At 57.3% G+C, this 14,057-nt stretch carries 9 protein-coding genes and 1 tRNA gene; 4 read left to right on the top strand and 6 right to left on the bottom strand.

Going from position 1 to position 14,057, the window contains the following annotated elements:
- Window positions 1-25: 25 nt before the first annotated feature.
- The 3 genes from emmdR (at window position 26) to IB212_RS14475 (ending at window position 3,147) form a co-directional block, all read left to right on the top strand.
- The gene (emmdR, locus tag IB212_RS14485) at window positions 26-1,480 is read left to right on the top strand and encodes a multidrug efflux MATE transporter EmmdR (protein WP_155963349.1); all 1,455 of its coding nucleotides are present in this window, start codon (window positions 26-28) and stop codon (window positions 1,478-1,480) included.
- Window positions 1,481-1,583: 103 nt separating this feature from the next.
- Window positions 1,584-1,659, top strand: a tRNA-Asn gene (locus IB212_RS14480).
- 159 nt (window positions 1,660-1,818) lie between these two features.
- Window positions 1,819-3,147 (top strand): IS4 family transposase, encoded by a 1,329-nt coding sequence (locus IB212_RS14475; RefSeq protein WP_409033779.1) that lies wholly within the window; start codon window positions 1,819-1,821, stop codon window positions 3,145-3,147.
- 91 nt (window positions 3,148-3,238) lie between these two features.
- Here IB212_RS14475 and IB212_RS14470 read toward each other — a convergent pair whose 3' ends face one another.
- The 3 genes from IB212_RS14470 to shiA form a co-directional block, all read right to left on the bottom strand.
- Complete coding sequence (locus IB212_RS14470) at window positions 3,239-5,005, bottom strand: aminopeptidase P family protein (protein ID WP_188246116.1); 1,767 nt, start codon at window positions 5,003-5,005, stop codon at window positions 3,239-3,241.
- Between the two features lie 15 nt (window positions 5,006-5,020).
- The gene (locus tag IB212_RS14465) at window positions 5,021-6,475 is read right to left on the bottom strand and encodes an AMP nucleosidase (RefSeq protein ID WP_047363003.1); all 1,455 of its coding nucleotides are present in this window, start codon (window positions 6,473-6,475) and stop codon (window positions 5,021-5,023) included.
- Window positions 6,476-6,548: 73 nt separating this feature from the next.
- Window positions 6,549-7,865 (bottom strand): shikimate transporter, encoded by a 1,317-nt coding sequence (gene shiA, locus IB212_RS14460; protein WP_153657106.1) that lies wholly within the window; start codon window positions 7,863-7,865, stop codon window positions 6,549-6,551.
- 255 nt (window positions 7,866-8,120) lie between these two features.
- Between shiA and pagP the strand changes: the two genes are divergently transcribed.
- A complete protein-coding gene (gene pagP / locus IB212_RS14455) occupies window positions 8,121-8,696 on the top strand; it encodes a lipid IV(A) palmitoyltransferase PagP (RefSeq protein WP_028013749.1) in 576 nt (191 codons plus the stop codon).
- On the opposite strand, the gene IB212_RS14450 is transcribed toward pagP, so the two are convergent.
- Genes IB212_RS14450 through IB212_RS14440 form a run of 3 tightly spaced genes read right to left on the bottom strand, consistent with a single transcriptional unit; the run spans window position 8,693 to window position 13,802 of the window.
- On the bottom strand, window positions 8,693-9,658 hold the full coding sequence (locus IB212_RS14450; protein WP_188246117.1) for an acyltransferase: 966 nt from the start codon (window positions 9,656-9,658) through the stop codon (window positions 8,693-8,695). The two genes, pagP and IB212_RS14450, sit on opposite strands and share 4 nt — an antisense overlap.
- The gene (locus IB212_RS14445; RefSeq protein ID WP_188246118.1) at window positions 9,655-12,717 is read right to left on the bottom strand and encodes an efflux RND transporter permease subunit; all 3,063 of its coding nucleotides are present in this window, start codon (window positions 12,715-12,717) and stop codon (window positions 9,655-9,657) included. The genes IB212_RS14450 and IB212_RS14445 overlap by 4 nt, the downstream gene beginning before the upstream one ends.
- Window positions 12,717-13,802, bottom strand: a complete 1,086-nt coding sequence (locus IB212_RS14440) for an efflux RND transporter periplasmic adaptor subunit (protein WP_045629805.1) — start codon at window positions 13,800-13,802, stop codon at window positions 12,717-12,719. Before IB212_RS14440 ends, IB212_RS14445 begins: the two co-directional genes overlap by 1 nt.
- Window positions 13,803-14,057: the final 255 nt, after the last annotated feature.

The raw sequence follows: 14,057 nt of genomic DNA, 5'->3' as shown, positions 1-14,057 counted from the left end.
TAGCATTTCTCCCCCATCATTTGAAATGGAGTTTCAACTATTCTCGCTAAGGTCCATTTTGAACGTCACTGCCCCTATGCGCCAGGCGATCGTGCGCACGCCATGGTACGCAAAACGTAAAAGCTATCGTGTTCTGTTCTGGCGTGAAATCACCCCTCTTGCCGTGCCTATTTTCCTGGAAAATACCTGCGTTCTGCTGATGGGAGTGCTGAGCACCTTCCTGGTAAGCTGGCTGGGGAAAGAGGCGATGGCGGGGGTCGGGCTGGCAGACAGCTTTAACATGGTGGTGATGTCATTCTTTGCCGCCATCGATCTCGGGACGACGGTTGTGGTGGCCTTTAGTCTCGGCAAGCTGGATCCCAAACGCGCGCGCGAGGCTGCACGTCAGTCGCTGATGATCATGACCCTCTTTTCGATTGTTCTGGCGGCGGTGATCCACTATTTCGGTAAAGATATTATCGATTTTGTCGCCGGGGAAGCCACGAACGAGGTCAAAGACCTGGCGCTGACCTATCTCGAAATGACCGTCTTAAGCTATCCGGCGGCGGCCATCGCGTTGATTGGCAGCGGCGCGCTGCGCGGGGCAGGTAACACCAAAATCCCGCTGCTGATCAACGGTGGGATGAATATCCTGAATATCATCATCAGCAGCGTGCTGATCTACGGCGCGTTCTCGTGGGATGGTCTGGGGTTCGTCGGGGCCGGGCTGGGATTAACCATATCACGCTATATCGGTGCGGCGGCCATCATCGGGGTCCTGATGACGGGGATTACCCCCTCGCTGCGTCTTACGCTTAAGAGCTACTTCCGGCCCTTTAATTTCGCCATTATCTGGGAAGTGATGGGGATTGGTATTCCCGCGAGCATTGAATCCGTGTTGTTCAACGGTGGGAAGCTGCTCACGCAGATGTTTGTCGCCGGAATGGGCACCGACGTTATCGCCGGTAACTTTATCGCCTTCTCCATCGCCTCGCTGATTAACCTGCCGGGTAACGCCCTTGGGTCGGCATCAACCATCATCACGGGGAAACGGCTCGGGAAAGGGCAGATAGGCCAGGCGGAGCGGCAGCTGCGCCATGTGTTCTGGCTGTCGACGATTGGGCTGACGCTGATCGCCTGGGGCACCGCGCCGTTTGCCGGGCTGATGGCCGCGTTCTATACCCACGAAGATGACGTGAAAGAGGTGGTGAAGATCCTTATCTGGCTCAACGCCGCCTTTATGCCCATCTGGGCGGCATCCTGGGTGTTGCCTGCCGGGCTGAAAGGGGCGCGCGATGCCCGTTTTGCCATGTGGGTGTCCATGCTTGGCATGTGGGGGTGTCGCGTTGTGGCGGGCTATACGCTGGGCGTGGTGCTGGGCTGGGGCGTGGTGGGCGTCTGGCTGGGGATGTTCCTTGACTGGGCCGTACGCGGGGGGCTGTTCTACTGGCGCATGGTCAGCGGGCGCTGGCTGTGGAAATATCCGCGACAAAGTGCCTGACAATTGCGCGAAATGGAGAATAATTCGGCAAACGATCGGAAATATGCATTCTGCCTTTGACATCATCGGGGAGCATCGATAATATGCGCCCCGTTCACACGATTCCTCTGTAGTTCAGTCGGTAGAACGGCGGACTGTTAATCCGTATGTCACTGGTTCGAGTCCAGTCAGAGGAGCCAAATTTGAAAAGCCTGCTTTTGAAGCAGGCTTTTTGCTTTTCTGCGTCAGGTAAATGCAAAACGGCAACCTTGTTGTAATGCCGATCAGTTAAGGATCGGTTGACCGATCCAGTGGCTGTGTAAGAATCCGGAAATGTTTACCCGTTTCCGGATTTTTTTATGCACATTGGACAGGCTCTTGATCTGGTATCACGTTACGATTCTCTGCGTAACCCTCTGACTTCTCTGGGCGACTATCTTGACCCGGAACTGATTTCCCGCTGCCTTGAAGAATCCGGCACCGTCACGTTACGCAAACGGCGCCTTCCTCTGGAAATGATGGTCTGGTGCATTATCGGTATGGCCCTTGAGCGTAAGGAGCCGGTTCATCAGATAGTTAACCGGCTGGATATCATGTTACCCGGCAACCGTCCGTTCGTTGCCCCCAGTGCCGTGATCCAGGCCCGTCAGCGGCTGGGAAGCGAAGCCATCCGCCGCGTGTTCACGCAAACAGCGCAGCTCTGGCATAACGCCACACCGCATCCGCACTGGTGCGGCCTGACACTGCTGGCCATCGATGGTGTGTTCTGGCGCACACCGGATACGCCGGAAAACGATAGCGCCTTTCCCCGCCAGACGCATGGCGGAAACCCGGCACTCTACCCGCAGGTAAAAATGGTCTGCCAGATGGAACTGACCAGCCATCTGTTGACGGCAGCGGCCTTCGGCACGATGAAAAACAGCGAAAATGAGCTCGCGGAGCAACTGATAGAGCAGACCGGCGATAACACCCTGACGTTAATGGATAAAGGCTATTACTCGCTGGGGCTGCTGAATGCGTGGAGCCAGGCGGGAGAACACCGTCACTGGATGCTCCCGCTCAGAAAGGGAGCACAGTATGAAGAGGTCAGAAAGCTGGGTAAAGGCGACTATCTGGTGAAGCTGAAAACCAGCCCACAGGCACGAAAAAAATGGCCGGGTCTGGGAGATGAGATGACAGCCCGCCTGCTGACCGTAACGCGCAAAGGGAAAACCAGCCATCTGCTGACGTCGATGACGGACGCCATGCGCTATCCCGGAGGAGAAATGGCAGACCTGTACAGCCATCGCTGGGAAATAGAGCTGGGGTACAGGGAGATAAAACAAACGATGCAACTGAGCAGGCTGACGCTGAGGAGTAAAAAGCCGGAGCTTGTGGAGCAGGAGTTATGGGGCGTGTTACTGGCGTATAATCTGGTGCGATATCAGATGATTAAAATGGCGGGCCATCTGAAAGGATACTGGCCGAATCAGCTGAGCTTCTCAGAATCATGCGGCATGGTCATGAGAATGCTGATGACGCTGCAGGGCGCTTCACCAGGGCGTATCCCGGAGCTGATGCGTGATCTTGAAAGCATGGCGCAACTGGTAAAGTTGCCGACAAGAAGGGAAAGGGCCTTCCCGAGGGTGGTAAAGGAAAGGCCCTGGAGATACCCCACAGCCCCGAAAAAAAGCCAGTCAGTTGCTTAACTGACTGGCATTACAACCTTGTTGCCGTTTTTAGTGTTTTCACTCTCTCCCGTGGGAGAGGGATGGGGTGAGGGCATCAGACCGCACGAAATTACACACGAACCGGCGCCGTCGCCGCCTCCAGCCACGAACGCGCCTCGCTATTCACCAGCGGCGTCAGTGCCTCACGTACCTGCTGATGATACTCATCCAGCCACTGCTTTTCCTGCTCGCTCAACAGCTGCAATTCCACTTGGCTTAGATCGATCGGGATCAGCGTCAGCGAGGCAAACTTGCAGAACCCCGGTCGGCTCTCCACAATTTCTACCTGGTTTTCAATACGGATACCGTGGCTATCGCCCAGATAGTATCCCGGCTCAATGGTCATGATGTTCCCTGCCACCAGCGGCCACGGGTTCACCTTTTTGGCGATGCGATGCGGGTTTTCGTGGATCAGAAGCTGGTGGCCCACGCCGTGCCCGGTACCGTGATCGTAATCCAGCCCCATCTCCCACAGCGGACGACGCGCGAAAGCATCCAGCTGGTGCCCCTGCGTACCGGAAGGGAACTGCAGGGTAATGAGCGACAGAAAACCTCTCAGCACGGCGGTGTAGTGCAGACGCTGCTGCGAGGGGACATTACCCCACGCCAGCGTGCGCGTGGCATCGGTGGTGCCGTTAGCGTACTGACCGCCCGAATCGTTCAGGTAAAAATGATCATGACCGATGGGCTTGTTGCTGGCCTCGCTTGAATGATAGTGGCACATCGCCGCATTGCTCGAAGAGGCGGAAATGGTCGCGAAACTCTGCTCGATAAAACCGGGCTGCTGTTTGCGAAATGCCAGCTGCTGCGCCTGCACTTCCAGCTCCGTTAGCGGTTGTCCCGCCGCCGCACGCAGCGGCACTTCGCGGCTCAGCCAGGCCAGGAAGTTGACCCACGCGGCGCCGTCCTGGAGATGGCACTCGCGATACCCTGCCAGCTCGACCGGGTTTTTGGTAGCCTTAATGAGGGTAATGGGATCGGTTCGCCAGACAATTTCACCGCGCGGTTCAATGGCAAAGCGCAGGGCCACCGGCGCGGAGTCGGCATCAACCATCACCCGCTTCCCTTCAGCAAGTTGCTGACAGCGTTCAATAAAGGTGTCTTGCGACGCAATCGTGAAGGCGTTCAGAACTGCATCAGGGAGTTCTGCGAGCTTATTATCGTTAACAAACCACTCAACGCGGCCGTCGCGACCGAGCAGGGCAAATGAGAGCGGTACCGGACTGGTGGGAATATCTGAGCCGCGCACGTTGAGCAGCCACGCAATGTTATCCGGCAGCGTAACGGCCAGGTAGTCAGCGTTGTTCGCGGCCAGCACGGCGGCAACGCGCTGACGTTTGTCTTCGCTGCTTTCACCGCTTATCGCAACCGGCATCTCACGGATAAGCCCCGCCGGTGCGGCAGGGCGATCGGTCCATAAGGCGTCAAACGGTGACGCGTTCAGCGGCACGAGCGTGCACGGTTTGGCAGACAGCTGCGTAAACTCGGTATTCGTCATCAGCATTGGGTCAAAACCGATGCGCGTGCCCGCCTCGACGTTGGTCGTCAGCCAGTCTGCCAGCGGCTCGTTGTGCAGATGGTGGATCTCAACCTCATCCATATTCACCTGAACGCGGGCCTGCACCTGATAGCGCCCGTCGACGAACAGCAGCGCTTTATCCCTCAGTACCAGCGCGACGCCAGCAGAGCCGTTAAAGCCTGTCAGCCAGGCCAGCCTTTCGTCGTTCGACGCGCAATTCTCGCTTTGCCAGGCATCGGTGCGCGGAACGATCATCCCGTCGAGGCTGTTTTCCTGAAGCCACTGACGCAGGGCAGAGAGCGGTGATGTGGTGTGCATGGTTTTTCCTTGTTATTAGCGGAACGGCGGCTCGTTGAAGGTACGCAGCTTGCGTGAATGCAGCTTGTCGCCTTCCGCGCGAAGTAAATCAATCGCACGAATACCGATCTGCAGATGCTCTGAGATGGCCCCTTCGTAAAAACGGTTGGCCTGGCCCGGCAGCTTAATTTCACCGTGTAGCGGCTTATCAGACACGCACAGCAGCGTGCCGTAAGGAACGCGGAAGCGATATCCCTGCGCGGCAATGGTGGCGCTCTCCATATCAATCGCCACCGCGCGGCTCAGGTTGAAGCGCAGCGCGGAGGCGGAGTAGCGCAGCTCCCAGTTGCGGTCATCCGTCGTCACTACCGTGCCGGTACGCAGGCGCTGTTTAACCTCTTCACCCGGCATACCGCTGACCTCTTTGGTGGCGTCATACAGCGCGCGCTGTACTTCGGCGATGCTCGGGATCGGGATGTCCGGCGGCAGCACCGCGTCCAGCACGTGGTCATCACGCAGATAAGCGTGGGCCAGCACGTAATCGCCAATCAGCTGGCTTTCGCGCAGGCCGCCGCAGTGGCCAATCATCAGCCACACGTCGGGGCGCAGCACCGCCAGATGGTCACAGATGGTTTTGGCGTTCGACGGGCCGACGCCGATGTTGATCAGGGTGATCCCCTGACCGTCGGCGGTGATCAGGTGCCAGGCGGGCATCTGGTGTTTTTTCCACGCCAGATCGGAGATGGCCTGCTCGGGGGCTTCGGTTTCAGCGGTGATCCAGATCCCCCCCGCGCAGGAGAGGGCGATATATGGACTGTCCGGATCAAGGATCTGGCTACAGCCCCAGCGAACGAACTCGTCCACGTAGCGGGTGTAGTTGGTAAACAGCACAAACGGCTGGAAATGCTCGGCGGGCGTGCCGGTGTAGTGGCGCAGGCGCGCCAGGGAGAAATCCACCCGACGGGCGTCAAAGTGCGACAGGGGTGAAAACTCTGCCGGGTGATAAATCCCGTCAGCCGTCTCATCGCCAATCTGTGACAGTTCCGTCGTTGGGAAGTGGCGGGTCAGTCCCGCGCTCATGGAGCGGTCAAGAGTTAGCGCCGAACCGTCAATCACGTACGGGTACGGGATCTCGTGCTGCGAAGGCTCCACGGCAATGTGCGCGCCGTAATCCTGATACAACAGCGTTAGCTGCTCTTCCAGATAGGGGCGGAACAGTGCAGGGCGGGTGACGGTGGTGCTGTAGCAGCCGGAGTGGGTAAAACGGGCGTAGGCGCGGGTTTTCGGCGTCGTGCTTGCGCTGCCGTCCCAGGTCACAGAGAGCGATGGATAAACAAAAAGGCCTTCGTTTCTGGCCTTTTGATCGGGAAGTTTCCCCGTTTCGATGTATTCGCTGATGGCGCTGCGCAGCGCGTTGACGGACTGTTCATACAGCGCGTCGAGTTTTTCCAGCGCCTGAGCCGGGGTCAGGCTGGAGCCCTTATTATTCATCTCTGTCTCCTTGTTCCACAGGTGTGCGACTCTTTCCGATAGTATGTCACACGCCTGTGAAACAAAAGGGAGATCAGGCGTGGCTCGTCTCTTTCATCAGAAGCGCCGTCGCTGCCGACAGCAGGCAGCCGGCCAGCAGATAAATCGCCACGCTGTGCCAGTTACCGCCGGAGAAGGTCACCAGCGCGGCGGCGATAAACGGCGTAAACCCGCCGCCGACCACGCTTGCCACCTGGTAGCCCACGCCCGCGCCGCTGTAGCGGTAGCTGGCGCCGAACAGTTCGGTAAACATCGGCTGCTGCACGCAGACCACCATATCGTGGGCGATGTTGGCGAGCATAATGGCGAAGAAGACAATCCAGAACACAGACTGAGCCTCCAGCGCCATAAAGAACGGCCAGGCGCTGAGGGTGCCAATCAGCGCGCCGGTGATGTAGACGCGGCGGCGACCAAACCGGTCCGCCAGCCAGGCGAAGCAGGGGATGGTCAGGCAGCTGATCCCGCCAACCAGCAGACCGATATTGAGGAACAGTTCACGGGGCAGGCCGAGATTCTGCGTCGAGTAGTTCAGCGCAAAGGCGGTGACGATATACATCGTCAGCAGCTCGCACAGGCGCAGGGCGATGATTTTCAGAAAAGCGCCAGGGTGCCGAATCAGGGCTTCCATCACCGGCAGCCGTTTTTTGACGGACGGCTCCTCACGCTGCTGCTGTTCGAACTCTGCCGACTCATCCATCCCATTGCGGATCCACAGGGCGGCAATGACCAGCACGATGCTGAAGATAAACGGGATGCGCCAGCCCCAGCTCAGAAACTGCGCGTCGGTGGTGAGCTGGCTGATTAACGACACCAGCCCTGTAGAAAGTAACAGCCCGACGCCGTACCCCACCTGCACGCCGCTGCTGTAAAACGCTTTCTTGTTTTTTGGCGCACTTTCAACGGATAACAGCGCCGCCCCGCCCCATTCGCCGCCCACGGCGAAGCCCTGAATGGCGCGCAGCGTCACCAGCAGCACAGGCGCCCACCAGCCAATAGCGGAAAACGACGGGAGAATGCCAATCAGCGCGGTGGCAATCCCCATCATCCAGACGGTAAGCATCAGCATCCGCTTGCGGCCAAGCCGGTCGCCGAAGTGGCCGAAAATCACCCCGCCAAGCGGGCGAAACAGAAAGCCAACGCCGAAGGTGGCAAACGCGGCGAGGGTGCCCATCGCGGGGCTAACCTGAGGGAAAAACTCGCGGTTAAACACCAGCGCGGCGGTAATGCCGTAAAGCAGAAAATCATACCAGTCGACGACGGCACCTGCGAAGCTGCCGAGTGCAGCGCGGCGGGCGCGATTGAGCGAAGGTGTCTCCTCGTTGGGACGATCGGAGATGAGGGTGGAGTCCATAGTTATCCTGTCCGTACTGTTTTTTATTATTGGTATAAGAAAAGGTCACTCACATAGCTGTCGTCATATAAACGGAACCTATGAGACTACCGCGACAAAACGCCTGAGAAAACGTTTTTATCTTTCCGGAAGGCGCTGAATAAATAAATTTCATTTTCCCCTGCCTCGAGATAAATCAGTCTGTTTGGCTCCGGTTCGTGCTGAATGGATTACAGTAATAGATACCGCTGCGTGACTAAAGCTGAGGGAAAAACGATGCAACGTAACTTTTCGGCATTCTGGATGGTCCTGTTTTTATTCGCCGCACCGCTTCATGCCGAGCCGAAAGTCTATGGCGAACAGCGTATTAGCGGCTGGTGGAATGCGCTGACGGATGATATCTCCCAGACCTGGGAAGAGCCGCAACGTTACGATCTGTACCTGCCGTTTCTGAGCTGGCACGCCCGCTTTATGTACGACAAAGAAAAAACCGACAATTACAACGAAATGCCGTGGGGCGGCGGCCTGGGCGTGTCCCGCTATAACGAAGAGGGCAACTGGAGCGCGCTTTTCGCAATGATGTTCAAGGACTCGCACAACGAATGGCAGCCCGCGATGGGCTATGGCTGGGAGAAGGGCTGGTATCTGGATAATGCCAAAGATTTCCGCCTTGGGCTCGGTGCCGCCGCGGGCATCACGGCGCGAGATGATTTTGCAAACTATGTGCCTCTGCCGTTCATCTTCCCGCTGTTTTCAGCTGGCTATAAGCGCGTTACCGTCCAGTTCACCTATATTCCCGGAACGTATAACAACGGCAACGTGCTCTTTGCCTGGCTGCGCTTAGGCTTTTAAAGGGTGATCACCTTTTTTGCCACGGCGTTAGACAAGACCAGCATGGAGAAGAGAACAGAGGTGACGAACGTAAGCACAATCAGCGCCAGCTTCATACCGAGAGAGGTCACCGGTATCAGCGCCGTCAGCAGATGAAACACCGAGTAGTGCACAATATATACGCCGGTCATCGTTTTGCTGATGGCGGCCAGAATGGACTCCTTTAATTCAGCATTGCGGCGAAAGCGAACGCCGTTCGCCGCAATCACCAGGGCAATAATCAGGATGTAGATCTGCGAGCCGGTGAGAATAAAGGCGTTTCTGTCGGCCTTAAACAGGGCAAAAAAGAAGTGGCGCTCGTAAAACCAGGTGAAGAGATAGATAAACGGGATGGCGACAACCGCCGCCCGGACCACATTTTTGCGGCTTATCCACTCGGCCACTTTTGGGTCGCAGAAGAGCTGCCCGGTCAGATAAAACAGCAGCCATGTCCACAGCCGATACTGCGGCGAAAGCGAAAGGACGTGCGTTTCAGGATAAAGCGCCGATAGCAGATCGTATCCGTAGGAAAAGCACAGCAGAGCAGCAATCGCGCCGCAGAACAGCGCTCTCCGCTGGCTAAGCCACTCCACTGCCGGGTGGAAGGTGTAAATCACCACAAAGGCGAACACGAACCAGGGCTGAATTAAATACCCGCGCTGATAAGGCTCCCAGAGGTAGTAGATCGTTATCCAGAACAGAAAAACAATCACCAGACTTTTTATTTTACCCAGCTGCCAGCGCGTGCCGTGCCGGGATTGCCCGTCCAGATAGCCCGACACCACAAAAAACAGCGGCGTGGCGATGGTCGAGATAAAGGTTAAAAAGCCCAGGATCCAGTGATAGTCATAGTCATAATGATCCCAGGTATTGTAGATGGTGAAGAAGGTGACCGCCGTCATACAGCCCAGCGTCTTGATAATGTTCAGCCCTGTCGCATTCATTGTTGTTTGGCTTCGTCCTTACGATGGAAACAAGCATAGATCACGGGGAGTACCAGTAGCGTCAGGATTGTAGCAAACCCCAGTCCAAACATAATCACAACGGCCATGCTCTGGAAGAAAACATCCAGCAGCAGCGGTGCCAGGCCAAGTACGGTCGTGAACGCGGTGAGCAGGATAGGGCGCAGGCGCGAGGTGGCGGCATAAACGATCGCGCTGTGCTGATCCTTGTGCGTTTTCTGCTGTTCGATCTCTTCCACCAGCACGATGCCGTTGCGGATGAGCATTCCGCTCAGGCTCAGCAGACCAATCAGCGCCATAAAGCCAAAGGGAATGCCGGTAATTAAAAATCCTGGCGTGACGCCAATCAACGCCAGCGGTACGGTTAGCCAGATCGCGACGGCATTTTTTACCGAGCTGAACATCAGCACCGTAATGACAAACATCACCAGATACCCGAGAGGTAGCGTAGTGAACAGCCCTTGCTGCGCTTCGCTGGAGTTTTCCGCGTCGCCCCCCCACTCGATGCTGTAGCCGTGTGGCAGGGGAAGGGCATCCACCTGCGGCTTCACGCGGGCGAGAATATCACCGGAGGTTTGCTGGCTCAGCGGGTCCGGATCCGTCTGAACCGTCAGTACCCGCGAGCGGTCGCGTCGAAGGATGAGCGGATCTTCCCACTCCAGCGTGAAGCTGCTGACGACGTTACTCAGCGGGATATACTGCTGCCGCGCATGGCTCCACACCAGCACGTTGTTCAGGTGGCTGGCGTCCAGCCTTTCGCTTTCCGGAGGCCTCACCACCACGGGCAGCAGGTCACTGCCTTCCCGATACAACCCCGCCCGGCTGCCGGAGAAATTCATCTCCAGCGCGTTGTCGACGTCCTGCTTATCCACGCCAAGCTCGCGTCCCAGCGCGGCGACGTACTGCGGACGGATCACTTTGCTGCGGTTTTGCCAGTCGTTTCGGACGCTCCCCGTGGCCGGGTCGCGCGCCAGGATATCGTCCACCTGGCTGGCAATCAGACGCAGCCTGTCAGGATCCGGGCCTTTAATGCGCACTTCAATGGCGCTGTCGCCGGAGGGCCCAAACATCACCCGTTTCGTACTGGCGTTGACCTGCGGATAGTTACGCGCGATGTACTCATCCACGTAGCGCGTCAGCGCGGAGATGCTGCGCCGGTCATCCATACGCACCATGATCTGCGCGTAGTTGCTGTACTGCCGCTGTCCGCTGTAGGTCAGAATAAAGCGCATGCTCCCCTGACCAATGGTCGAGACGGTGGTTTCCACGCCGGGCCGTCCCTTGATGGTTTTCTCAATGTCGCCGGTCATTTTCTCGGTCCATTTGATATCTGTCCCGTAGGGTAACCAGAGGTCGACAAAGAAAATCGGCGTATTGGACGACGGGAAAAAGTTTTGCCGCACCGCGCCAAACCCCCAGACAGACGCGGCCAGCAGGGCGGCCATCACTACCAGCGTCGGCGCTTTATGGTGCAGCAGTGCGTTCAGCAGGTGCTGGTAAAGGCGGTAGAGACGTTTATCGTAAGGATCTGACTCGTCAGTAGTGTCCGGTGCGCTGTCGTTTTTAAACAACCACCACTTAATCAGCACCGGGGTGAGGGTGAGCGCCGAGAACCAGCTCAGCATCAGGGAAATCAGCAGCACCTGGAACAGAGATTTACAGTATTCCCCGGTGGAATCCTGCGATAACCCGATAGGAGCAAACGCAAGGATGGCGATCACCGTCGCCCCCAGCAGCGGCAGGGCGGAGCGGCGGATGATGTTGTTTACGGCGGTTAACAGCGGGGAGCCCTGCTGCCGGGCAATCAACACCCCTTCGACAATCACGATGGCGTTATCCACCAGCATGCTGAGGGCGATAATCAGCGCCCCGAGCGAGATGCGCTGTAGCTCAATGCCACACAGATACATAATCAGCAGCGTGCCCAGCACGTTAAGGGCGAGAGAAACCGCGATGATGATCCCGCTGCGTACCCCCATAAAGATCAGCAGCACGCCGATGACAATCGCCAGCGCCATCAGGAAGTTAATAATAAAACCGTTAACAGAATGGCCCACTTCGGCTGCCTGATCGTAAAACAGATCTATCTGTATGCCTGCCGGTTTTTCCGCCGACATCTGGTTTAGCTTCGCCTCCAGCGCGTGGCCCACGTCGATCACGTTCACGCCGGGAATAAACGAGACGCCCATGGTGACGGCTTTTTTGCCGTTGGCATGGTAGATACTGGCGGGCGATTCGTTCAGCCCGCGCGACAGCGTGGCGATATCCCGCAGGCGCGTCGCCGCCCCGGTGCCGGTAGGCGTGATGATGAGATCCGCCAGTTCATCGAGATTCTCGAACTCACCGGTCGGGTGCAGACGAATGGATTCGCTGCCGGAGGTGATTTCTCCGGCGCTGGAAACGACGTTGAGCCTGCTGAGCAGGGCGGAAAGCTGGTTCAGCGTAATGCCGCGCGCGGCCATTTTGGTCAGGGAAATATCGATGTTGACCTGTTGGCTAATGGCCCCGCCGATGGCGACCTTCGCAACGCCGGGAACCAGAATCAACGCGCGGCGCAGCTGCTCTGCATATCTCACCAGTTCAGGATTACTGAATTCATTCCCGGAAATGGCGAAGAAGAAGCCGAATACGTCGCCGAAATCGTCATTCACAAAGGGCGTGACAACGCCGGGCGGGAACTGACGCGAGGCATCGCCCACGCGGCGGCGCAGCTCATCCCAAATCTGCGGCAGTTCGTTCGAGTGATAGCGTGAAGCGATATTGACGGTGATTTGCGACAGCCCGTTTGAAGAGATGGAGCTCACGTTGTCCAGATAAGGCAACTGCTGAAGGGCATTCTCCAGCGGCAGCGTCACCTCTTCTTCAACCTGTTGAGCGGATGCGCCGGGGTAGTGGGTGACCACCACTGCGGTTTTGATGGTAAAGGCGGGATCTTCCAGCCTGCCGATATTCAACAGGGCGAAAATCCCCCCAATGCCCAGCAGCAGAATCGTTAGCCAGACGCGAACCGGGTTATTAATAAATTGACGAGTGATATCCATTACAGTCCCCGCTCACGCGTCCAGATACGCACCGGCTGGTTAGCATGGAGCTCTCCCACGCCTGCGGCCACCACGCGCTCGCCCGCCTTAAGCCCGCTGGTGATCGTCACGCCTTCGGTTATCACTTGCCCCACGCTGACCTTGCGGTCTTCAAGATGGAGCGTGTCGCCTTCTCCCGCCACAACCCAGACGTGCGGCTCATTGCGTGGGCTGTTGTCCGGGTTAAAGACGGCCTCAACCGGTACAACCAGCGCCTGAGCGCCCGCGCCAGCCGGGAGGTTGGTTAAATTGATGGTAACCGTACCGCTTACGCCACCGACGGCGGGAAAATCCTCTGGTCGCGGCATGGTCAGTATCACCTGCCAGGTCAGGGTATTACTGTCGCTGCTGCCCGAGTGCTCTTTGTAGACGGCGGTAAATTCCCGATCCGGAATAGCGTTAATTCTCACTACCGGACGATACTGCGCGTTGCGGATATCAAAGGTCTTAAACAGGTTTTCAGGGATGCTGAACACCACGTCAAGCAGATCGGTGCGGGTTAACGTCGCGATGGGCTGACCAGCAGACACCACCTGATGGTTTCGGACATGTACGCTGGCCGCCGTCCCGCTGAAGGGGGCGACGAGCGTCATCTGATTCAACTCTTCTCGGGCAATCTGCAGCGCCGCATTCGCCGAATCGCGGTTCGCACGCTGCACGTCCATTTCGGCTTTCGAAATCGCCTGGCGGCCCGCCAGCGTCTGGAAGCGATCGAACTGCCTCTGGGCCAGCGTCGCCGCCGTCTGCCTGTCGTTAACCCGCTGCTGGGCTTCACGGGCGTTCAATCTTGCAAGCTGTTGGCCCTGCTTGATGGCTGCGCCCTGACGCACATCGAGCGCTTCAATTTGACCAGCGCGCTTGAAGGAAAGGTCTGTGGCATCGCCCGATTCAATGCGGGCGGGAAAAACGCGCTGCTGGGCATGACCGGGGACCGTCACCTCCGCCACTTTAACCATTCTGGGCAGGGGGGAGGCTTGTTCAGGTTTAGGATCGCACGCCGTGAGCGTTAACAAAACGAACGGTAAAAGAGAGAGGTAGCGGTTCACTGTATTCCCCTAATAAATAACTGTTTTATTTATTCCATAACCTGGACAGGGGTGACACTATTCTGCCAGAACAGTGACGACCATATAGGTAAATAAACCAATCGCCGTGCTGGCGATAATGGCAAGCGCAATAAACATACCCAGTCGGATCAGGCTTATGCCATACATACATTCCTCCATGAGCCGGAAGCGGTAACTCACTATGAGCATAGTCGGCGAAAAGATAAATGTTAAATAACCATTAGCAGCGGGGAC

Origin of the sequence: Enterobacter sp. E12 (assembly GCF_014596715.2) — a bacterium.
Taxonomy (GTDB): Bacteria; Pseudomonadota; Gammaproteobacteria; order Enterobacterales; family Enterobacteriaceae; genus Enterobacter; species Enterobacter bugandensis.
This window is presented reverse-complemented; position numbering and strand designations above follow the sequence as displayed.

Bases quoted from the DNA above. Each gene is read 5' to 3' on its own strand.
- emmdR (WP_155963349.1), top strand. From the start codon at position 26: ATGGAGTTTCAACTATTCTCGCTAAGGTCCATTTTGAACGTCACTGCC.
- IB212_RS14475 (WP_409033779.1), top strand. From the start codon at position 1,819: ATGCACATTGGACAGGCTCTTGATCTGGTATCACGTTACGATTCTCTG.
- IB212_RS14470 (WP_188246116.1), bottom strand. From the start codon at position 5,005: ATGCACACCACATCACCGCTCTCTGCCCTGCGTCAGTGGCTTCAGGAA.
- IB212_RS14465 (WP_047363003.1), bottom strand. From the start codon at position 6,475: ATGAATAATAAGGGCTCCAGCCTGACCCCGGCTCAGGCGCTGGAAAAA.
- shiA (WP_153657106.1), bottom strand. From the start codon at position 7,865: ATGGACTCCACCCTCATCTCCGATCGTCCCAACGAGGAGACACCTTCG.
- pagP (WP_028013749.1), top strand. From the start codon at position 8,121: ATGCAACGTAACTTTTCGGCATTCTGGATGGTCCTGTTTTTATTCGCC.
- IB212_RS14450 (WP_188246117.1), bottom strand. From the start codon at position 9,658: ATGAATGCGACAGGGCTGAACATTATCAAGACGCTGGGCTGTATGACG.
- IB212_RS14445 (WP_188246118.1), bottom strand. From the start codon at position 12,717: ATGGATATCACTCGTCAATTTATTAATAACCCGGTTCGCGTCTGGCTA.